This window comes from Pantoea sp. RIT413 (assembly GCF_003057675.2).
GTDB lineage: Bacteria > Pseudomonadota > Gammaproteobacteria > Enterobacterales > Enterobacteriaceae > Pantoea > Pantoea eucrina.
The window spans coordinates 162060-181822 of record NZ_QBJB02000002.1 but is presented as its reverse complement, the minus strand read 5'-3'; the positions used below and the strand labels follow the sequence as shown (position 1 = coordinate 181822).

The 19763-nt window shown below is 58.4% G+C and carries 19 protein-coding genes; 14 read left to right on the top strand and 5 right to left on the bottom strand.

Going from position 1 to position 19763, the window contains the following annotated elements; translation table 11 throughout:
* Positions 1 to 6: 6 nt before the first annotated feature.
* Both DBY66_RS04435 and DBY66_RS04430 read left to right on the top strand, forming a co-directional pair.
* Positions 7 to 975, top strand: coding sequence for a HesA/MoeB/ThiF family protein (locus DBY66_RS04435; RefSeq protein ID WP_071668390.1), 969 nt, complete (start codon positions 7 to 9; stop codon positions 973 to 975).
* A gap of 105 nt (positions 976 to 1080) precedes the next feature.
* Positions 1081 to 1539 (top strand): hypothetical protein, encoded by a 459-nt coding sequence (locus DBY66_RS04430; RefSeq protein WP_040113616.1) that lies wholly within the window; start codon positions 1081 to 1083, stop codon positions 1537 to 1539.
* 403 nt (positions 1540 to 1942) lie between these two features.
* Here DBY66_RS04430 and DBY66_RS04425 read toward each other — a convergent pair whose 3' ends face one another.
* Positions 1943 to 2857 carry a LysR family transcriptional regulator gene (locus DBY66_RS04425; RefSeq protein WP_108569822.1) on the bottom strand — a complete coding sequence of 305 codons (915 nt, stop codon included), beginning with the start codon at positions 2855 to 2857 and terminating at the stop codon, positions 1943 to 1945.
* 137 nt (positions 2858 to 2994) lie between these two features.
* Here DBY66_RS04425 and DBY66_RS04420 point away from each other — a divergent pair, with 137 nt between their 5' ends.
* From DBY66_RS04420 to DBY66_RS04410, 3 genes are all read left to right on the top strand, one after another.
* Positions 2995 to 3996 (top strand): zinc-binding alcohol dehydrogenase family protein, encoded by a 1002-nt coding sequence (locus DBY66_RS04420; protein WP_071668389.1) that lies wholly within the window; start codon positions 2995 to 2997, stop codon positions 3994 to 3996.
* A 218-nt stretch (positions 3997 to 4214) separates the two neighbouring features.
* On the top strand, positions 4215 to 4982 hold the full coding sequence (locus tag DBY66_RS04415; RefSeq protein ID WP_108569823.1) for a transporter substrate-binding domain-containing protein: 768 nt from the start codon (positions 4215 to 4217) through the stop codon (positions 4980 to 4982).
* Positions 4983 to 5021: 39 nt separating this feature from the next.
* On the top strand, positions 5022 to 6125 hold the full coding sequence (locus tag DBY66_RS04410) for a DUF2817 domain-containing protein (RefSeq protein ID WP_108569824.1): 1104 nt from the start codon (positions 5022 to 5024) through the stop codon (positions 6123 to 6125).
* On the opposite strand, the gene DBY66_RS04405 is transcribed toward DBY66_RS04410, so the two are convergent.
* On the bottom strand, positions 6087 to 6857 hold the full coding sequence (locus tag DBY66_RS04405) for a 2OG-Fe(II) oxygenase family protein (RefSeq protein ID WP_108569825.1): 771 nt from the start codon (positions 6855 to 6857) through the stop codon (positions 6087 to 6089). The genes DBY66_RS04410 and DBY66_RS04405 overlap by 39 nt on opposite strands.
* 97 nt (positions 6858 to 6954) lie before the next feature.
* Between DBY66_RS04405 and DBY66_RS04400 the strand changes: the two genes are divergently transcribed.
* From DBY66_RS04400 to DBY66_RS04390, 3 genes are read left to right on the top strand one after another with little or no spacing between them, the layout of a single operon-like run.
* A complete protein-coding gene (locus tag DBY66_RS04400; protein ID WP_040113604.1) occupies positions 6955 to 7857 on the top strand; it encodes a LysR substrate-binding domain-containing protein in 903 nt (300 codons plus the stop codon).
* Positions 7858 to 7913: 56 nt separating this feature from the next.
* On the top strand, positions 7914 to 8771 hold the full coding sequence (locus DBY66_RS04395; RefSeq protein WP_108569826.1) for an AraC family transcriptional regulator: 858 nt from the start codon (positions 7914 to 7916) through the stop codon (positions 8769 to 8771).
* Between the two features lie 33 nt (positions 8772 to 8804).
* Positions 8805 to 9212 carry a DUF2000 domain-containing protein gene (locus tag DBY66_RS04390; protein ID WP_108569827.1) on the top strand — a complete coding sequence of 136 codons (408 nt, stop codon included), beginning with the start codon at positions 8805 to 8807 and terminating at the stop codon, positions 9210 to 9212.
* Between the two features lie 20 nt (positions 9213 to 9232).
* Here the strand turns inward: DBY66_RS04390 and DBY66_RS04385 are convergent, their stop codons facing one another.
* On the bottom strand, positions 9233 to 10267 hold the full coding sequence (locus DBY66_RS04385) for a LacI family DNA-binding transcriptional regulator (protein ID WP_108569828.1): 1035 nt from the start codon (positions 10265 to 10267) through the stop codon (positions 9233 to 9235).
* A 210-nt stretch (positions 10268 to 10477) separates the two neighbouring features.
* Here DBY66_RS04385 and DBY66_RS04380 point away from each other — a divergent pair, with 210 nt between their 5' ends.
* The 5 genes from DBY66_RS04380 (at position 10478) to DBY66_RS04360 (ending at position 16715) form a co-directional block, all read left to right on the top strand.
* The gene (locus DBY66_RS04380; protein ID WP_040113596.1) at positions 10478 to 11506 is read left to right on the top strand and encodes an ABC transporter substrate-binding protein; all 1029 of its coding nucleotides are present in this window, start codon (positions 10478 to 10480) and stop codon (positions 11504 to 11506) included.
* A gap of 74 nt (positions 11507 to 11580) precedes the next feature.
* Positions 11581 to 13803 (top strand): iron ABC transporter permease, encoded by a 2223-nt coding sequence (locus DBY66_RS04375; RefSeq protein ID WP_108569829.1) that lies wholly within the window; start codon positions 11581 to 11583, stop codon positions 13801 to 13803.
* Positions 13800 to 14861 carry an ABC transporter ATP-binding protein gene (locus tag DBY66_RS04370; protein ID WP_104085803.1) on the top strand — a complete coding sequence of 354 codons (1062 nt, stop codon included), beginning with the start codon at positions 13800 to 13802 and terminating at the stop codon, positions 14859 to 14861. The genes DBY66_RS04375 and DBY66_RS04370 overlap by 4 nt, the downstream gene beginning before the upstream one ends.
* Before the next feature lie 14 nt (positions 14862 to 14875).
* Positions 14876 to 15676, top strand: coding sequence for an inositol monophosphatase family protein (locus DBY66_RS04365; RefSeq protein ID WP_108569830.1), 801 nt, complete (start codon positions 14876 to 14878; stop codon positions 15674 to 15676).
* Positions 15677 to 15947: 271 nt separating this feature from the next.
* On the top strand, positions 15948 to 16715 hold the full coding sequence (locus tag DBY66_RS04360; protein ID WP_071668380.1) for an N-acetylmuramoyl-L-alanine amidase: 768 nt from the start codon (positions 15948 to 15950) through the stop codon (positions 16713 to 16715).
* 40 nt (positions 16716 to 16755) lie between these two features.
* Here the strand turns inward: DBY66_RS04360 and DBY66_RS04355 are convergent, their stop codons facing one another.
* Positions 16756 to 17394 carry a LysE family transporter gene (locus DBY66_RS04355; protein ID WP_040113586.1) on the bottom strand — a complete coding sequence of 213 codons (639 nt, stop codon included), beginning with the start codon at positions 17392 to 17394 and terminating at the stop codon, positions 16756 to 16758.
* A gap of 263 nt (positions 17395 to 17657) precedes the next feature.
* On the opposite strand from DBY66_RS04355, the gene DBY66_RS04350 reads away from it, so the two are divergent.
* Positions 17658 to 18776: a lactonase family protein gene (locus DBY66_RS04350; protein ID WP_071668379.1), complete on the top strand. Its 1119-nt coding sequence runs from the start codon at positions 17658 to 17660 to the stop codon at positions 18774 to 18776.
* Positions 18777 to 18780: 4 nt separating this feature from the next.
* On the opposite strand, the gene DBY66_RS04345 is transcribed toward DBY66_RS04350, so the two are convergent.
* On the bottom strand, positions 18781 to 19683 hold the full coding sequence (locus DBY66_RS04345) for a LysR family transcriptional regulator (protein WP_040113582.1): 903 nt from the start codon (positions 19681 to 19683) through the stop codon (positions 18781 to 18783).
* Between the last annotated feature and the right edge of the window lie 80 nt (positions 19684 to 19763).

The following is a 19763-nucleotide window of genomic DNA, read 5'->3' as shown; positions in this document are numbered from 1 at the left end:
AACAGGATGGAACGCTATCAGCGACAGATGATACTGCCGGAAATCGGTGCGTCAGGGCAGCGTAAGCTGGCGCAGGCGCGCGTGCTGGTAGCTGGCGCGGGCGGGCTGAGCGCGACGCTTCTGCCGCAGCTGGTGGGGGCCGGCGTGGGGACGCTGCGTATTTATGATGCCGATGAAGTGGCGCTGCATAATCTGCATCGCCAGACGCTCTTTACGCAGCAGGATATCGGGCAGTCAAAAGTGCTCAGCGCGCGTCAGGCGCTGACGCAGCGCAATCCTGAGGTCAATATCGAAACCTGCGCACAGGCCCTGACGGCCAGCAACATCGCGCAGGCTATGGCTGACTGTTCGCTGGTCATCGACGCGGCCGACAATTTTGCCGTGACCTGGCAGCTTTCAGACGCCTGCTATGCGACCGGTACACCGTTTATCAGCGCTTCAGTGCTGGGCCGGCAGGGCTATGCGGGCGGATTTTGCGGAGGTGCGCCCAGCTACCGGGCGCTGTTTCCCCGGCTGCCGCGTACGGCTGCCAGCTGCAACACGGCAGGGGTGATGGGGCCGGCTGTGGCCGCGCTTGGCGCCATACAGGCGCAGATGGCGCTTACGGTGCTGCTTGATCTGCAGCCGTCTCCGCTGGGATTACTGGTCAACTGCGATTTTGTGAACTGGCACTTTCGCGCGTTTCGCTTTGATGAAGCGCAGGAGCCTGTCGTGCCGGGCGTGCCCTTTATCGACTGCTCGCTGCTTACCCCGGCAGATTGTATTGTCGAGCTACGCAGCCGGGATGAAGCGCCCCACAGCGTGGCAAGCCAGGCTGAGCGTATTTTGCCGGCAGATCTGGCGGCCTGGCAGCCACCCTCTGGGCGGCGCATCGTGCTGGTTTGCGCCAGCGGTATACGCGCCGCACAGGCGGCCAGCGAGCTGGCGGAGCGGGGCTATACGGACCTGGCGATTCTGGCGGCCAGCAGCAGTTAGCCGGCGGCAGGTTTTTCGGAAAATACTGGAATCCTGTGACTGTTATCACATGAGAAGCCACGCTAAACTCAACGCTTCTCATTTTGCTAAGGGATGATCGTCACAATGCTTTCACGTTTTACACTGGCTTCTTTAACCGCTGCCTTACTGCTTACCGGCTGCGCCCGTCATCACGCTGATGAGACTGCCAGCACCGCGCCGGCAGAGGTGAGTGCTGCCGCACCGATTGAGAACAGCAACACCGACACGCCCTTTGCCAGCGGACCTACGGTAATCAACGTTTCACACCTGGTTACGCGCACGGATGATGGATCGGCAGTGTATGTTACCGTTGACGGCCAGGAAGCGGGCATGCTGAAAAAAGGTGAGAATAAAGAGATCCGCGTGGCGGCAGGCAAGCATGAAATCGGCGGCTATGTACAGACGCTGTTTGGTTTTGGCAAAGTCACCATTCCGGGCGTTGATATCACCACGGATACGGCTAAGCCGAAACATGTGGTTTATTCAGTGACCCGCCAGCGTCCGCAGTTCAGTGAAAGCAGTACGCCTCCCGATAACTCCTGAGAAAGTGCGGTGCTGCAGCACCGCTCCCTCCCGCGATATTCATCTGGCTGTCTGACATCAGCTCAGCAGCGCATGAATAACATCAATGACATTGATTACCACAATAAACAGCACGAGGTGTGTGAGCAGGTTGCGCGATCGGGGTCTGGAATAAGACATTATCTATCCTGAATAGTTAGCCTGACAAATATGTGCTGTGGCTTACTATTACTGATTCAGAATAAGAATACCATGCCAGGCCATCTTAAACCGGAGGCGGACAAGGGTTATGCGTCAGGAAAAGCTGACCGGCTCTGGTTTGATAGCGTAAAGGCAGCAGAGAATAGAGAGGAATCCGAACGGGATTATTCGTGATGCTGGCGCTGATAAGCGTGAGAGTAGCGGTTAACCGCTGGCTCACTCATTAATCTTTGCCCGGCAGCGACACGCTGTTTTGCAGATGCTCATGTAAGTGATGGTGCAGGGCGCGAATCGCTGGCGAGAATTGCCTGCGGTGCGGACAGATCAGATGCAGTGGCGTCGCCTCACCTTTTACCTCAGGCAGAATCAACTCCAGCCTCCCCTGATGTACATCCTCAGCCACGTCCAGCCAGGACTTATAGGCGATACCCATTCCTGCCAGCGCCCAGCGGCGTGCGACTTCCGCGTCATCACACATAAGGCGGCTTTTTACCGTGATAAGCTGCGCGCCCTCCGCCTGCGGAAAGCTCCATTTATCATATACGTGGCCTCCCATCATAAACGGCAGACAGTGATGGCGGGTGAGATCGGTCAGCGCGGCAGGCCGGCCATGTTCAATAAGATAATCGGGTGATGCGACCAGTACCCGCCGGTTATTTTCAGCCAGCGGCAGCGCAACGTAGCTGCTCTCCTCTAATTTGCCGTAGCGAATAGCGATATCTACCGGATCGCGGAAGACGTTACTGACCTGATCGGAGAGTGAAAGGCGCAGCTGCAATCCGGTATGCTGACGGCAGAAACGGGTCAGTAACGGCAGCAGGATATGCCGCCCGATATCGGATGGCATCGCAATTTTCAGTTCACCGCGCAGTTCGTCGTCATGACGCTGCAGACTCTCGGCACCTGCCTGCATCAGCGCCAGCATCTCCTGTGCAAAAGGCAGATAGCGCTCACCTTCGGCGGTCAGCCGCAGACTGCGCGTTGAGCGCGCAAACAGGCGACGATCGAGATCGCGCTCCAGCCGCTGAATCGCCGCGCTGACCTGACCCGGCAGCAGGTTTGCTTCGCGCGCGGCACGGGAGAAGCTGCCCAGCGCAGCTGAGCGGACAAACAGCGTAATATCTTCGAGACGAACCATGACGTTTTTACCTGGCAAACCGGATTTTCACTCTACGAGTGAAAGTCTTCCCCTGCAACGTCGATTTTTCCATGCGCCATTGCCCGCTATGCTTGATGGGTATTCAGAAAATCTGTCAATCACCATGGAGATAAGGCATGAAAGCCATTGTTTATAGTCAGAACGGCTTACCCATTTCGGATGAAAATGCGCTGTATGACGCTGATGTCGCCAAACCTCAGCCCGGCGCCCGCGATCTGCTGGTCAAAATCAATGCCATTGCGGTGAATCCGGTCGACACCAAAGTACGTAAAGGCGCCGCCACTGAGCAGCCGCGCATTCTGGGCTGGGATGCCGTCGGTGTGGTAGAGGCGGTGGGTGAAGCGGTTACGCTGTTCCGCCCGGGCGATGAGGTGTTTTATGCCGGCGATATCAGCCGGGCCGGCAGCTATGCAGAGTATGGTCTGGTGGATGAGCGCATCGCCGGCCACAAACCGCGCTCCCTGAGCGATGCCGATGCGGCTGCGCTGCCGCTGACGTCACTCACCGCATGGGAGCTGCTGTTTGACCGTCTTGAGGTGCAGGCGGATGAGAACGCAGCGCTGCTGATTGTGGGCGCGGGCGGGGGAGTGGGTTCTATTCTCACCCAGCTGGCACGCAAACTCACCGGGCTGACAATTATCGGTACGGCATCCCGTCCTGAGACTGAAGAGTGGGTGCAGCAGCAGGGCGCGCATCACGTCATCAATCATCACCAGCCGCTGGCGGAGCAGCTGCGTGCGCTCGGCATCGACACGGTGAAATATGTTGCGTCGCTGACCCATACCGACAGCTACTATACGCAGCTGATTGAGGTGCTGGCGCCGCAGGGCAAGCTGGCGCTGATTGACGATCCGGAGACGCTGGATGCCATGCCGCTTAAGCGTAAAGCGATCTCATTACACTGGGAGCTGATGTTTACGCGCTCGCTGTTTGAAACGCCGGATATGCAGCGCCAGCATGAGATTCTGCAGCGTATCAGCCAGCTGATTGATGATGGCACCCTGCAGACCACCGCCGGGGAGCATCTTGGCAGCATCAATGCGGCTAACCTGCGCAAAGCGCATGCGTTGATCGAGAGCGGACGCGCGCGCGGCAAGCTGGTGCTTAGCGGTTTCTGATAACGTGATTCACCCGGCACGGAGCGGCCGCTTCGTGCCGGGTTTCAGTCAGGAAAACGTCACCCGCCGCCTTAAGTTAATCTGATGGCCGTCGTAATTTTCGCTAACCCCCTAACTATTATAAGAATTTGCTCTGCAAATCGCGGCTGCCGCTCTGGCTGAATGCTGCGGGTCATGATATGACTGCTCTCTGTGCTTTCAGCCTTCCGGAGAGAATTATGTATAAGCGAATTTCACTGGCTCTGCTGCTCTCGTACTGCGCTATTCAGTCAGCCGCGGCGCAACAGACGCTGCGTTTTGGCGTCGATCCCACCTTTCCCCCTTTTGAATCCAAAGCCAGCGATGGCTCGCTGCAGGGGTTTGACATCGATCTCGGCAACGCCATTTGTGCCCAGGCCAAAGTGAGCTGCAAATGGGTTCAGATTGGCTTTGATGGCTCTATTCCGGCGCTGCAGGCAAAGAAGTTTGACGCGATTTTGTCAGCCATGTCGATGACGGAGAAACGACGCGAGCAGGTTGCATTCAGCGATATGCTTTATGTCACCCCCAGCGCGCTCATCACCCCGGCTGACAGCGTCCTGACTGATGACATCGCCACGCTGCGCGGTAAAAACATCGGCGTAGCGCAGGGGACTATTCAGGAAACCTACGCGCAGACTTACTGGGCACCCAAAGGCGTCAGCGTGGTCTCCTATCCCAACCAGATGGAGATTTATCCCGATCTCGTTGCCGGACGGCTTGATGGCACGCTGGCGAATGCGGTGTCTGCCGATCAGGGCTTCCTGAATACCGCAGAAGGAAAGAAATATGTGAATAAAGTGACCCTGACCGATAAAGCCGTATTAGGTAACGGCGTGGGAATCGGGCTGCGCAAAGATGATGTCGCAAATCTTAAACTGATTAATGCGGCCCTGGCAGAACTGCACCGCAACGGTACCTACGATCGTCTGGCGCAGAAGTATTTCAAATATAAAGTTTACCCCTGATCGGGCTCTGTGGATCCGTTATCTGCCAGCAGGAGAATTATGCGTAACCTGACCGATTACCGCACGCAACGGGCCCGCTTCCTGGCTGCCGTTAAGCATAAAAAAGGGGCGCTGCACACCTGGCAGCATCCGTTATGCGGTCCGGCCGGTGAAGCGCTGTTTACCGATCTTGCCGTGATTGGCAACCCGCACGCCTCGCGCGTCATGCTGATTATCTCCGGCACGCACGGCGTGGAGGGATATTACGGGTCGGATAATCAGATAGAGTGGCTGAAAGATCTGGATGCGGCCCGCTTACCGGCAGAGTGTGCTGTGATGCTGATTCATCTGCTGAACCCGTGGGGAGCGGCGCATCTGCGGCGCGTCAATGAAGAGAATATCGATCTGAACCGCAATTTTATTCCGTTCAGCGCGCCGCTGCCGGATAACGCTGACTATGCACGCTATCACGCGTTTTATCACGGCGAGCGGGCAGAGGCGGATCGGCTGCTGGCTGCCGCGCTGCAGCGCGACGGCTGGCCGGCGATCAAGCGGGTGGTGGAGGCCGGACAGTATCAGCACGCTGATGGTCTGTTTTATGGCGGAGAGCACGCCACCTGGTCGCAGCAGACGCTGCATAAGATCGTAACCGGCCATCTGCTGCGGGCAGAACAGATCCTGAGTTTCGATCTGCATACCGGCGCAGGCGCATGGGGACACCCGATGCTGCTGGGCATTGCGCAGAAGCGGGCTCCCGCGCACGCCTGGGGACGCGAACTGTATGGTGAATGGCTGACGCTGATCGATACCGGAAGCGGGCAGGAGAGCGCCACCGGCGTCACGGCAACGGCCACCGGTTACGTCTCGCAGTTTCTGCTGGATCAGCTGCCGCACGGTGCCATCCTGCCGCTGGTGGTGGAGTGTGGCACTTACGCGGGTGAGGAGATGCACCGGCGGGTGCGGGACGATCACTGGCTGCACTTAGAGGGCGATGTGCAGAGTGCGGCCGGGCAGGCCCTCAAACAGCAGCTGGTTGAGGGATTCTGGCCACAGGACCGCGACTGGCGCGAGCTGACGGCATTCCGCACGCAGCAAATTTTCCGGCGCGGCTGGCAGGCGCTGCTGTCACAGCCGGCCATAAAACGTCATACGGGCGGTCTCTGACAAGGCAATTCCCGGCTGCGTATTGTAAGCGAGCACCGCCAGCATGCGGGTGATATCACCTTCGGTCGGCGTCACGCGATGGAGCGAATTGCGTCCGCGAAACAGCACCAGATCGCCCGCCTCAATCGCCAGCGCATCCGGCGTGCGGGCTTCATTGAGCACAGCGGCGACGCCCTCGTAGTTCATCTCGCCCGCGTCAGCATCGCGCAGATCGCGCACATACTGGAACACGCCGCCCGCCTGCGGCTTCTGCAGCAGCAGAGTAATGGCAAAGGAGGAGTTGTCGAAATGCCAGCCCAGCTCCTGCCCTTGTGCGGCATAGTGCAGGTTGATTGACGAGAGCGGATCGGCATAAGGATAGAGGGCGCTCTCGTTCAGCACCTCGCAGAGAAACTGTTTAAACAGCGTATCGTTGTACAGCTGACGCAGCGGTGAGTCGTGAGCAATCGCCTCATCGGTAATACAGCCTTTGGTGCTGATGACATCGCGGTTACGGGGATGATCTGCGCTCAATGTCTCGTCTGTTTTCAGCAGATAGACGTTATGGTTGCTGCGCGTATGCCAGGCAAGATGGCGCTGCGCGTTCCCTTCTGTAATGATAGCCTGCAGCGCTGCCGGCTGCAGAAACTGCCGCAGCACCAGGGCGCCGTGTTGTTCCAGCTGCGCGCGACACTGCGCGCGCCAGTCAGCGTCCGCCAGCGGATGCAGGTCACAACGTATTAATCCAGACATAGTGCGGTTCCCGATAGCAACAGTGTACTGAAACTCTACGTTGCTGCGGCGGGAATGCGTAACGATAAATCATTACTGCCCTGCTAAGGAAACGTTAATGTCCGTCAGTGCTTCGCGTCTGCCAAAAATCAGCCTTATTCTCGCGTTCAAAGCTGCTGCAGAGCTGGGCAGTCTTGCAAAAGCAGCCGCGCACCTGGCGCTGACGCCGGCGGCGATCAGCCAGCAGATCCGCCAGCTGGAGACGCTGCTGGGTCACGCTCTGTTTGTGCGCACGCAAAACGGGGTCATGCTGACAGAGAGCGGCCGGGCCTATCTGCGCTATGTTTCAGAAGCGTTTGATATCCTGCGGATGGGACAGCTCAGTCTGCGCCAGGCGGCCAGCCGGCCTGCGCTGACTCTGTACGCACTGCCGGCGCTGGCGTCAAAGTGGCTGATGCCGCAGCTGAACCACTGGCGCGCGTGCTGTCCCGCGAGCGACCTCTGCCTGCATGGCACCCATGCACAGGTCGATTTCAGCGCCACGCCGGCTGATTTCGCTATCGTATTCGGTGACGATCGCTATCCGCAGCTGGAGAAACAGCGGCTGTTTCATGACGAGGTGCTGCCGGTAGCCAGCCCGGCGCTGCTGCAGCGCTTCCCGCGCGATCGGCTATTTAACCAGGCGCCGCTGATCCATCTCGACTGGGGCAATGAGGGGCGTTTTCTGCCGGACTGGCAAAGCTGGCTGCAGGCGCGCGGCCACGGCGAACCCGCGCAGCAGCCCGCTTTCACCTTTAACCTCACGTCGCTGGCGATAGATGCTGCGGTTGCGGGGGCCGGGCTGCTGCTGGGCCAGCGGCGTCTTATTGCCGCTGAGCTGGCGCGGGGCGATCTGGCGATCGCAGATAGCTTCAGCCTGCCGCTCAGTAAGCCCTACTATCTCGCCTGGCCGCAGCGCACGCTGCAGCAGCCCGACGCCCGGGCGCTGATAGAGTGGCTCACTGCGCTTGCGGCCGCCTGATTTTACCCGCACGCTGTAGCCAGATAATCTGCACTGCTGCCGGAAGGGACGAGACTATGTCAGATAATAAAGATTGGGTTGAGCTGCGACGCGACCAGGAGACCGGCATTGAGAGTATCAACGCCCACTTCAGCGGTCACGCTTACGACGCACACGATCACGATGAGCTGCTGGTCGGGGTGACCCGGCAGGGACTGCAGCGCTTTAACTGCCGCCGCGCGCTGCATACCAGCACCCCCGGCCGCGTCATTCTTATTGAACCGGGCGCGGTGCATGATGGCCACGCGCCGGAGGCTGCGGGTTTTACCTATGTCATGCTTTACCTGCCGCAGCCGTGGGTGGCTGACATGATGCAGCAGCGCGGACAGGGAGATATCGCCCGGATCGGCGGCGCATTCCGGCATACGCTGACGGATGACGTGCAGCTTGCCCGCGCCACGGAAGAGGCGTGGTATGCCATTCACCAGCGCGAAGGGCGTCTGGCGCGCGATCAGACGCTGGAGCAGTTGATAACGCTTCTGTCGCGGCATCTTGAGCGGCGTCCGGAGCGACCTGATACGGTGGCACAGCGTCAGATGCTGCTGCTGCGCGACTATTTGCATGATTTTATGGCGCAGGATGTCGGACTCGACGAGCTTTCACGCCTGGCCGGGCTGGATCGCTTTCGCCTGACGCGCCAGTTCCGGCAGGCGTTTGGTCAGACGCCGCACGCTTATCTGGTACGCCTGCGGCTGCGCGCGGCGCGCGCGCTGCTGGCGCAGGGCGTGGCACCGGTTGAAGTCGCTGCCCGCACCGGGTTTGCCGATCAGAGTCATCTCGGCCGCTGGTTCCGGCGCGCCTGGCATATGACGCCGGCGGCCTATCAGCGGGCGTGCACAAACGTTCTATACGGCGCACCGCCGCATCAGGAATGATAGCCTTTTCCTTTCTGAAGAGAGCGTTATGCCATGTCTGACACCAAAATTGCCCTGATCGTACGCGATGATTTAGCCACCTGGCAGCGTCTGAACGTGGTGGCGTTTATCGCTACCGGCCTTGCCGCCGGGGCACCGGAGATGCTGGGGGAACCCTACATCGATGCGCAGGGACGTCACTATGGCCGGATCGCCGGACAGCCGATACGGGTGTTTTCCGGCAATCTCGCTGGCCTGCAGCGCGCGCATCGCCAGGGGCGGGAGCGTGAACTGACGCTGATACCCTATGTAGAAGCGATGTTTTCTACCGGCAACGACGCGGCTAACCGCGAGGTGTTTCTGGCAGAAAACGCGCAGGAGATGAATCTGGTTGGCCTGGCGCTTTTTGGTCCGAAAAAAGCGGTCGACAAAGCGATCAAAGGGCTGGCGCTGCATGAGTAGTCAGCCCGGCTGACGCGGCGTCATCCGCCGCGCACCGAGCCGCGCCAGATCACCTCTGCCTGATAAAGACGCGACGCGGGCGGCTCTCCATCCGTACCGGAGGCGCCATGCTCGCCCGATTCCGTGGCGCTAAGCCAGGCCACGGCGTCACGTGCAAACTGCTCTACCGGCTGTGCAAAGGTTGTCAGGTTATAGGACGCCCAGCCCGCCTGCGCAATGTTGTCATAGCCGAACAGGCAGAGATCGTCTGGCACCCGTAGCCGGAAGCGGTGACGCGCTTCATCCATAACGCCGCAGGCGATAAGGTCTGTCACGCAAAATATCGCATCAGGCCGATGCGCGCGCGTCAGCAGACGGTGTGCCAGAATCTGTCCGCTTTCATATGAGGTTGTACCAAATCTCTCAACGGTAACGTGCAGGCCAGCGTCTTGCGCAACGGCCAGAAACGCCGCTTCACGCTTCTGCAGGCTGGGCGTGCCGGCCAGCGAGTTAGCAAAGGCAAGATGGCGGCAGCCTGCGCGCTGAAAGGCCATAACGGCGGTTTCAGCAGCGCTTTGCGCGTCCAGATGAATGCTGAGCGAGCCTGGCAGCGTTTCATCGCGGTTAATCAGAATGATGCGCTGTCCGTGCCGGTAGCACTGGGCGGTGATGGCACGGTCCGGCATGCCTGACAGGATAATCGAGGCGTCGGCGCGGAAATTGATCGCCTGCAGCAGCGCGGCCGACACGCTGCTGTCAGAGCGATCGGTATTGATCACCATCGCCACTTTGCCCGCCTCCTGCAAAAATTGTGTCAGCCAGCGCATCAGCGTCGCGCGGTAGGGCGTGGCGATCTCTGAGACGATCAGGCAGACAATGCCGCTGCGGTTACGCACCAGGCCGCGTGCCAGATGATTTACGTGATACCCCAGCTCTTCTGCGGCTTTCATTACTCTGGCCCGCGTAGCGGCAGAGACGCTGGCACCCGGCGTAAAAGCACGTGAAACGGCTGACCGGGAGACTCCGGCCCGCGCTGCCACATCCTGCGCGCTGACGCCCGCTTTATCGTTATGCATGGTTACATCCTCAACTCCCGTCGCTTAACTGAGTCTGCCGCAAATTGCAAAGCTGTGCAAATTATCCTTCGGCTTAAATGTTGCATTTTTGTGACGCAGGCAGTCAATTGCAGAGTACAGCGTTTGACAGCCTATTTTCTGTCCGTTACTAATTTGCACACACGTGCAAATAACAATTAATGCGCACCCTCTGCCCGACAGGAGACTACTATGCGAACCCTATCCCTTGCCGTTGCTCTCACCCTCTCAGCGGCTGGCCTGCCGATAACCGCCTCAGCTGCAGGCAATCTTAATATGATCTGTTCAGCGGATGTCGTGGTGTGCGAACAGATGACGCGTATTTTCAGCCAGAGCCATCCTGACATCAAAGTGAGCATGGTGCGGCTGTCAGCCGGTGAAGCCTACGCTCGTCTGCGCAGTGAAGCGCGTAATCCGCGTACCGATATCTGGTGGGCCGGCACCGGCGATCCGCATATGCAGGCGGCGGCGGAAGGACTGACGCAGGTCTACAAATCACCGCTGCTCGATCAGCAGCAGCCGTGGGCACAGAAACAGGCGGAAAATGCCGGTTATCGCACCGTGGGGATCTATGCGGGGGCGCTGGGCTGGGGATACAACACGAAACTGCTGGCAGAGAAAAAACTGAAAGAACCCACCTGCTGGGCGGACCTGCTTGACCCGGCCTTTAAAGGCGAAATTCAGATCGCTAATCCGAATTCATCCGGCACGGCATACAACACGCTGGCCACGCTGGTGCAGATTATGGGTGAGGACAAGGCTTTTGATTATCTGAAAAAACTCAATGCCAATATCTCACAATATACCAAATCGGGTTCGGCACCGGTGAAAGCCGCAGCGCGCGGTGAAGCGACGGTCGGTATTGTGTTTATGCACGATGCCGTCGCCATGCAGGTTGATGGATTCCCGATAAAAACCGTTGCGCCGTGTGAAGGCACCGGCTACGAAATCGGCTCGATGTCAATTGTGAAAGGCGCACGCAATCTGGCCAATGCCAAAGTCTGGTATGACTGGGCGCTCAGCGCAGAAGCGCAGTCGCATATGAAAGAAGCGAAGTCATTCCAGCTGCCCTCTAACCGCACTGCGGAAATCTCAGAATATGCGCCGCGTTTTGAGAACATCAAACTGATCGATTACGACTTCAAAACCTATGGCGATACGGCCAAACGTAAAGCGCTGCTCGGCCGCTGGGATAAAGAGATCGGCTCTGGCGCGCAGTAAGCCCATCTATGCAGACAGATATTCCGGGCTGGTGCAGATCGCGCCAGCCCGCTCCCTCCCGTTCGAGGTGTTATATGAATGCACATAATCGCCGTCTGACAGGCGCTCTGCTATCGGGGGCCGTAGCGCTGGCGCTGCTGCCCTGGTACAGCCTGGAAGCGGGTTTTTTTGATACCGGCTGGATCCTGTCGCTCTGGCGTGATGAGGCCAGCGCGCCGGCGCTGTGGCAGCTCGCGGCACATCCGTGGCTGTGGGGCGCGCTGACGCTCTGGCTGTTATGCGGTGTCAGTGGCCTGCTGCCGGGCAGACAGCGCAGCGCGCTGCTGCTGTTATTCAGCGCGCTGGGGATTCTGTTTCTGGTGATTGAGGGCCATGCCATTGGCTACAGCGGCTGGAGCTGGCTGTGGCTGGAGAATCAGTTTGGCACGCTGGAACAGGGGCAGCCTGCAATGGGAGCTGGCGCAATTTTACTGCTGACCACCTTTCTGCTGCTTTTCGCCTTTGCGCTGGCCGAGCGCGGCGTGCTGAGAGGAGATGCCTTTGTGGTGGCAGCGCTGGTGCTGATCACCGCGCTGGTCAGCGTATTTGTGCTCTACCCGGTGCTGAGTATGTTTGTGGTCTCCGTACAGGACGTTGACGGCAGCTTTCAACCCGAGGGCCTGTTAGCTAACCTGCAGGATCCCTCAATCTGGAGCCTCTCCTGTCTGGCGGGCGGCAGCTGCGGGACAGCCTGGCGCACGCTCTGGCTGGCGCTGATGACGGCGACCGGCTCCACGCTGCTGGGGCTCGCTTTCGCGCTCGCCGCCACGCGCACGCCGCTGCCCTGTAAAAAAGCGCTGCGCATGCTGACCATTCTGCCCATTATCACGCCACCGTTTGTTATCGGACTGGCGCTGATCCTGCTGTTTGGCCGTTCGGGAGTGGTGACAGAACATCTGGCCGCGCTGTTTGGCATAGAGCCCGGTCGCTGGCTCTATGGCCTGACCGGGATCTGGATCGCGCAGGTGCTCTCTTTTACACCCATCGCTTTTCTGGTGCTGATTGGCGTAGCCGAGGGCGTCAGCCCCTCGCTGGAAGAGGCATCGCAGACGCTGCGTGCCGATCGCTGGCGCACCTTCAGCCGCGTTTCGCTGCCATTGATGGCGCCGGGCCTGGCAAACGCCTTTCTGATCAGCTTCATCGAAAGCATGGCCGATTTCGGCAACCCGATGGTGCTGGGTGGCAGCCACGGCGTGCTCTCGACAGAAATTTTCTTCTCGGTGGTAGGCGCCCAGAACGATCCGAGCCGCGCGGCGGTGCTGGCGATGATCCTGCTCTGCTTCACGCTGGCGGCCTTTGTGCTGCAGCGCCTGTGGCTGGGGGGCAAAAACTTTGCCACCGTAACCGGCAAAGGGGATGGTGGCCAGCACAGCCAGCTGCCGCGGCTGCTGCGCGGCGGCGTCTATGGGCTGGTGATCCCGTGGGGCCTCTTTACCCTGGTGGTCTACGGCATGATTCTGGTCGGAGGTTTTGTGCAGTCGTGGGGCCTGAACAGTGCGCTGACGATTGAGCACTACGTGCGCGCTTTCCGCGTGAGCATCAGCGACGGACACCTGCTGTGGAGCGGGGTGGCATGGAACTCCTTCTGGACCACGCTGGAGATAGCGCTGATCGCCGCGCCGCTCACCGCAATTGTCGGGCTGCTGACCGCCTGGCTGATTGTGCGCCAGAAGTTTGCCGGGCGGCAGACGTTTGAGTTTCTGCTGATGCTGAGCTTTGCCATTCCCGGTACGGTTATCGGCGTGAGCTATGTTATGGCTTATAACCTGCCGCCGCTGGAGATCACCGGGACGGCGATGATCCTGATCGCCTGTTTTGTCTTCCGTAATATGCCGGTGGGCGTGCGCGGCGGCATTGCCGCCATGAGCCAGCTCGATAAAAGTCTGGATGAAGCGTCGCTGACGCTGGGTGCCAGCAGTTTCCGCACGCTGCGCAAAGTGGTACTGCCCCTGCTGAAACCGGCCATCAGCGCCGCGCTGGTCTACGCCTTTGTGCGCGCGATTACCTCTATCAGCGCCGTGATTTTCCTTGTCAGCGCGCAGTACAACATGGCGACGTCCTACATCGTTGGCCTGGTGGAGAACGGAGAATATGGTGTGGCTATCGCGTACTCCACCGTACTGATTTTTGTCATGCTGCTGATTATTGGCCTGTTCCAGTGGCTGGTGGGTGAGCGCCGGCTGCGCCGCGTGGCGCGCCCGGTAGATGTCGCCGCTCCGCCCGTTGCTCCATCCTTAACCCAGGAGAGTGCTGTATGAGTGCCATCAAAGCAGGTTCCGTTGTATTTGAACACGTCACTAAGCGTTTTGCCGGGTTTAACGCGCTGCCGGATCTCTCGCTCACCGTGGAGCCGGGTACGCTGGTGACGCTGCTGGGTCCTTCCGGCTGCGGTAAAACCACGACGCTGCGCCTGCTCGCCGGGCTGGAACATCCTACCTCCGGACGGATACTGATTGGCGGGAAAGACGTCACCCATCTGCCCGCTAACGAACGCGATGTGGCGATGGTTTTTCAAAGCTACGCGCTGTTCCCCCATATGAGCGCGCTGGAAAATATCATGTACGGGCTACAGTCGTCCGGGATGACGAAGCGTGAGGCGCAGGATCGCGCGCGTGAAGGCCTGAAACTGGTAGGACTGGAGAGTCAGGGACAGCGTCTGCCTTCAGAATTGTCAGGTGGCCAGCAGCAGCGCATTGCGGTGGCGCGCGCGCTGGTGCTGGAGCCGCAGGTGCTGTTGCTGGATGAGCCGCTTTCTAACCTGGATGAACGGCTGCGTCGCCGGGTGCGGACCGATATCCGTGATTTGCAGCAGCGGCTTGGCTTTACGGCAGTGTATGTCACGCACGATCAGGAGGAGGCGCTGGCGGTATCCGACAAAATTATTGTCATGAAAGAGGGAGATATCGCTCAGCAGGGCGCGCCGGAAACGCTCTATCGCAGTCCGGCCTCCGAGTTTATTGCCGATTTTATGGGAGAGGCGAATATCCTGCCGTGTGAAGTTGAAGAGGTCGCAGAGAGTGAGGCGCTGATTCGGCTGGGAAATCAGCGCTATCGCGTGCCGGACAACGGCGTCCTCGCCGGCACCGCCCGTCTCTCCGTGCGCCCGCAGTTTATTACGCTCAGCACTCACCGCGCCGGGGCACTGACGGGGGAGATCACGCACTGCACCTGGCTGGGCGACCATATCGAATATGAAGTGACCACTGAGCTGGGCGCCTTGTTTATCGTCGATGCACAGATGGAGCAGCAGCTGCCGCTGGCGGCACGGGTCGGCGTCGATTTCAAACCACAGGGGCTGGCTCTGATTGCCGGCTGACAAGAGGAAGCGTCATGAGTGAGACAGTAAGCAGTGCGCTACAGGCGCGACGGGAGCTGGCTGAGCAGGTTGCGCGGGCGGGGGGTGAAAAGGCTCTGGCCTGGTTCCGGCAGCGCGATTCGCTGGTGGTGGAAACGAAATACGATCTGCAGGATGTGGTCTCACGCGCCGATCGTGAAGTTGAGCAGCTGATAGCAGAGCAGATCCGCCTCCGGTTTCCGCAGGATGGTTTTCTGGGAGAGGAGTATGGCCTGCAGCCTGGTTCGTCAGGTTATACCTGGGTGGTTGACCCTATCGATGGCACCAGCCCGTTTCTGAACGGTATGCCTAACTGGTGCGTGTCGGTGGCCGTACTGCACGAGGGGATACCGGTGGTTGGCATTATTTATGCGCCGGTTTATGAAGAGTGTTATGCCGCCTCCCTCGGCGCTGGCGCCACGCTGAATGGCACGACACTGCAGGTTGATCCCGCACGCACTTTGCAGAATCACGTGACAGGTTTTGGTGCAAACAGCCACGTCAGCCCGGAAGAGGTGGGCAGGCTGCTCGCGTCGCTGCTGGCGGCGGGCGGCAACTTTATCCGTATTGGCTCAGGCGCTCTGATGCTGGCCTGGGTCGCTGCAGGACGGGTGATAGGCTATTTTGAACCCTATATGCACGCCTGGGATTGTCTGGCGGGATATTGTCTGGTGAAAGAGGCGGGGGGCTGGTATCACCCGTTTAATACCGAAGGCGATCGCCTGCTGAAAGGCGCTCAGGTGCTGGCAGTGGCGCCAGGCGCTGAAACCGAGCTCAGGCAGATTGCCGGCGTGTAACTACCGTTAGCGGATGCAAATTATTGCATCCGTTTTTTAACGTAACCGGAACGCTGGTATGCCAGCATATTGCATCAGTAAATATCCGATTCATCAGGCTATTTTTTATTAATAAAAATATAACAAGAAAATATAGCGTAAAGGCGTGAAATAGCGCTTAAAAAACTCCGTAATTAAAATTGTATAAATTTGTCATCGCAAACCTTCGTTTTATTTTTGTTTAATATAGGTGCTATAAAAATGATTTCTCTTACACGAAAAGGAGAATATCATGATTAAAATTGATTATAACAGCTATCGTTCTGTAAAAGGCTTTAACCGCCGCGTACGCTTTCTTATTATGCATTACACTGCATTAAATTTTAACGGTTCAGTGAATGCGCTAACGGGCGCTTCCGTCAGCGCCCACTATCTGGTCCCGGATTTTACAGACAAAACGTATATCGACGCCGGATTTACCGATGAACGTATATTTAACCTGGTGGATGAGCACGAGCGCGCATGGCATGCCGGCGTCAGCACATGGGCCGGACGAACAAATATTAATGACTCATCCATCGGCATAGAAATTGTTAATGAGGCTAAAAGTAGCAGTGAAGGATTTATTTTTCCTCCTTATCCCGACAGTCAAATCGAGGCGATAATTTCTCTGGCATATAATATTCTGCAGCGTTATCCCGATATTACACCTACGCAGGTAGTAGGGCACAGCGATATTGCTCCGGGTCGCAAAAGCGATCCGGGCGCAAGCTTTCCGTGGCAGCGATTATATGAAGCGGGCGTGGGTGCCTGGTATGATGAAAGTACGAAACAGATGTATAGGGAGCGTTTTGCTGCCGGATTGCCGGATAAAAAAGAAATTATCAGCAAATTTAAAACATATGGCTATAACACGCAGGAGGCTGCATCCGCTCACGGCTATCGTGTGCTGGTCAGGGCGTTTCAGCTGCATTTTCGTCAGCAGGATTATGCGGGCGTAATGGATGCAGAAACGGCCGCAATCCTCTATGCGCTGGTAGATAAATATTTTGCTGGCTAACAGGCGCTGCTCTGCCGCACAGATAGCGGCAGAGCACGCTTCAGGATATGACAAACTCCTGATACCCGGAGTAGATCACATACACCGCGAAATAGCTGAAAATCAGCGCTGAGGCGAGATAAGAGAGCCTCAGCAGCTTCCCACCCAGCATTTTGCCGCCCAGCGCGCCGGTCAGGCAAATCACGCCGCTCCAGAGCAAACCTGCAATAAAGAAGCCGCTCAGGAATTCTGCCGTGGCGCCTGCTCCCTGGTTACCCATACGCGCAATCAGCGCGCCGCCCACGCTGGCAAACCAGAGAATGGCGGTAGGCGATGACATTGCCAGCACCACTCCGCGCCGGAATTCCCGTGACAGCGGCTGTCGGGGCGCGGTTTCAGCTGCCGGCATGGCAACAGACTTTATCAGCGCGGCGTAAAGCATACGCCCGGCAAACCCGATCAGTAGCAGGCCACCGCCAATCCATAATGCCCAGCGCACAGGCGCAAATTGCAGCACCATAGCCATACCCGCCAGCGCCAGCAGGGCATAGATCAAATCGCCAATGCAGGTGCCGACACCCAGCCAGAAACCCTGCAGAAAACCGCGCTGCATCGCCAGGGTCAGCATGGCGATATTGGCAAGACCAATATCGAGACATAAGGAGAGGCTAAGCAAAAATCCATTTGAAAACGGCAACATAGATCCGTCCCGGGCAGTAAAAAAGCTATTAAATCATCTCTGGCAGGCAGTGTTAATCGCAGAATCAGATTGTTGACTAACTCCTATAGACGGCTTGCAGAATCGTTGCCAGATTGCCCGTTTCCTGACTACGCTGTATCACACCTCTGGTCTGCAGGATAAACATAACGATGTCTATACCTTTCAAACCCGCTGCGTCTGGCGCATTGACGCCGCTTTCCGTAGCACTGTCACTGGCTCTTTTTACTTTTGGGGGAAATGTAATGGCACAAAATAGCGAAGATCAAATCGCCCTGGTGGGCACCTGGACCAGCGTGCCTGATGCTCCGGCGGCTGAAAAACCGGCGCAGCCAAGCGAGGGGCTCTACCGGCTGAAGCTGAACCGTGACGGCACGCTTACCCCGCTGGATGTGGTGAAGATGAAGAGTCCGTCATGGCTGGTGAAATCTGCCGACGGGCGTTTTCTCTATACCACCAACGAAGAGAAGGCAGGCAGCGTAACCGCACTGTCGGTTGCGGCTGATGGCACCGTAAAAGTGATCAACACGATAACCAGCCACGGCGATGAGCCAACACACGCCACGCTCAGCCCCGATGGCCGCTATCTGCTGGTCGCCAACTATTCCGGTAATAAAGGCGGTGCAGGCATTGCCGTACTGCCGGTGAACCAGGATGGATCGCTGGGTGCGCCGGTGCAGCACTTTCCGTTTGCTGAAGGCAGCGGCGTCGTGGACGAGCGTCAGGAGAGCGGACATGCTCATTCAGTCACGTTTACGCCGGATGGAAAGACGCTTTATGCCGCTGACCTGGGGGGTGACAAGCTTTATGCTTATCGCTACGACGCGCATTCAGCCACGCCGCTGCAGCCGGATCCGGCACGCGACATGACCTTTTCACCCGGTGCCGGGCCGCGTCATATGGTATTTTCAGCTGATGGTCACTACGCCTGGGTCATTGCAGAAATGGCGGCGGTGGTCGAAACCTGGCGGTTTACGGGAGAAAAACCGGAACGCATTGCGAGTACGGACATAGCGCCCGATAACGCTACGGCGGATCAGAGAAGCGGCGGCGCAATCATGCTCAGCCCGCAGGGCAAATTTCTGATTGTGTCCAACCGCGGTTCGCATAACCATCTGCTGGTATTCCGGATTGGGCGTGACGGCAAACCGGAGGCGCCCGTACGCTACCCGGCAGGCGGCATTGAGCCGCGGGCGTTATCTTTTGACGCCACCGGCCGCTATCTGTACGTGACCAATGTCTTCACTAACGCCATTTCGCTGTTTTCTTTCGACGAAGAGAGCGGCGAGCTGGAGGCGAAAGGGAAGGCGGCAGAAATTGCCACGCCAACTGATATCAAATTTGTGACCACAGAACGTCCCTGAGCGGCTAACGGATAGGCAACTGTTCAAGCGCCGTCAGCAGCGCATCAACTTTCGGTAACAGCTGCTTGCGGCGCGGCCAGATCAGCGACAGCGCAAAGCCGTCTGGCTGCTGCTGTGGGAGAATAATTTCGAGCTCGCCACGCTGCAGCGGCCCGGCGATGAGCCAGGAGGGCATCTGCGCCACGCCTAATCCGGCACAGACTGCCTGCACCTGTGCATCCACATCGCCCAGCGCCATACGATGCGGGACATTACGCCAGTAAGCGTGCCCCTCTGCGGTAGTCAGCAGCCAGGGCTTGGTGGTGCCATCAACCCGTTCATACATTACCGCCGGATGCAGCAGCAGCTCATTTTCCGTTGCGGGATAGCCGTGATGTGCCAGATAGTCCGGCGCTGCGCAAAATACCATACGTTCACGCCCGAGATGACGGCAGCCCAGTGACGCGGGCAGATCCGGCGAGCCGCCGATGCGCACGGCCAGATCGATTCCCTCCTCAAACAGATCGATAAAGCGATCGGAAAACGTCAGGCTTAGCTCCACTTCCGCGTGCTGCTGGCAAAAAGCGATCAGCAGCGGCATCACCGCCAGCCGGCCGTAGGTGCTGGGCAGGGCCAGTCGCAGGCGCCCTGACGGGATCGTTCGCTGCGCGGCCAGTACCGATTCCGCTTCGGCCAGCTCCTCCATGACGCGCAGGCAGGTCTGATAGTAGGCGCTGCCGGCATCGGTCAGCTTCAGACTGCGCGTGGTGCGCTCCAGCAGGCGTGAGCCGAGACGCGTTTCCAGCCGGGTAACGCTTTTACTGATCGCTGAACCGGTCAGATGCAGCCGCTGCGCCGCCGCAGCAAAGCTGCCGCATTCCACGCTGGCAACAAAAGGAACAATATCTTTCAGGCGATGATCGTGCATCTATTCATGAACTCAATTCAGAAATGAAGTGAATTTTTACCAGAGATAAGAACTGATTTCTCTATTAGGCTAAATATTAA

Excerpts from the sequence above, each read along its gene's own strand:
- DBY66_RS04435 (WP_071668390.1), top strand. The coding sequence starts at position 7 with ATGGAACGCTATCAGCGACAGATGATACTGCCGGAAATCGGTGCGTCA.
- DBY66_RS04430 (WP_040113616.1), top strand. The coding sequence starts at position 1,081 with ATGCTTTCACGTTTTACACTGGCTTCTTTAACCGCTGCCTTACTGCTT.
- DBY66_RS04425 (WP_108569822.1), bottom strand. The coding sequence starts at position 2,857 with ATGGTTCGTCTCGAAGATATTACGCTGTTTGTCCGCTCAGCTGCGCTG.
- DBY66_RS04420 (WP_071668389.1), top strand. The coding sequence starts at position 2,995 with ATGAAAGCCATTGTTTATAGTCAGAACGGCTTACCCATTTCGGATGAA.
- DBY66_RS04415 (WP_108569823.1), top strand. The coding sequence starts at position 4,215 with ATGTATAAGCGAATTTCACTGGCTCTGCTGCTCTCGTACTGCGCTATT.
- DBY66_RS04410 (WP_108569824.1), top strand. The coding sequence starts at position 5,022 with ATGCGTAACCTGACCGATTACCGCACGCAACGGGCCCGCTTCCTGGCT.
- DBY66_RS04405 (WP_108569825.1), bottom strand. The coding sequence starts at position 6,857 with ATGTCTGGATTAATACGTTGTGACCTGCATCCGCTGGCGGACGCTGAC.
- DBY66_RS04400 (WP_040113604.1), top strand. The coding sequence starts at position 6,955 with ATGTCCGTCAGTGCTTCGCGTCTGCCAAAAATCAGCCTTATTCTCGCG.
- DBY66_RS04395 (WP_108569826.1), top strand. The coding sequence starts at position 7,914 with ATGTCAGATAATAAAGATTGGGTTGAGCTGCGACGCGACCAGGAGACC.
- DBY66_RS04390 (WP_108569827.1), top strand. The coding sequence starts at position 8,805 with ATGTCTGACACCAAAATTGCCCTGATCGTACGCGATGATTTAGCCACC.
- DBY66_RS04385 (WP_108569828.1), bottom strand. The coding sequence starts at position 10,267 with ATGCATAACGATAAAGCGGGCGTCAGCGCGCAGGATGTGGCAGCGCGG.
- DBY66_RS04380 (WP_040113596.1), top strand. The coding sequence starts at position 10,478 with ATGCGAACCCTATCCCTTGCCGTTGCTCTCACCCTCTCAGCGGCTGGC.
- DBY66_RS04375 (WP_108569829.1), top strand. The coding sequence starts at position 11,581 with ATGAATGCACATAATCGCCGTCTGACAGGCGCTCTGCTATCGGGGGCC.
- DBY66_RS04370 (WP_104085803.1), top strand. The coding sequence starts at position 13,800 with ATGAGTGCCATCAAAGCAGGTTCCGTTGTATTTGAACACGTCACTAAG.
- DBY66_RS04365 (WP_108569830.1), top strand. The coding sequence starts at position 14,876 with ATGAGTGAGACAGTAAGCAGTGCGCTACAGGCGCGACGGGAGCTGGCT.
- DBY66_RS04360 (WP_071668380.1), top strand. The coding sequence starts at position 15,948 with ATGATTAAAATTGATTATAACAGCTATCGTTCTGTAAAAGGCTTTAAC.
- DBY66_RS04355 (WP_040113586.1), bottom strand. The coding sequence starts at position 17,394 with ATGTTGCCGTTTTCAAATGGATTTTTGCTTAGCCTCTCCTTATGTCTC.
- DBY66_RS04350 (WP_071668379.1), top strand. The coding sequence starts at position 17,658 with ATGGCACAAAATAGCGAAGATCAAATCGCCCTGGTGGGCACCTGGACC.
- DBY66_RS04345 (WP_040113582.1), bottom strand. The coding sequence starts at position 19,683 with ATGCACGATCATCGCCTGAAAGATATTGTTCCTTTTGTTGCCAGCGTG.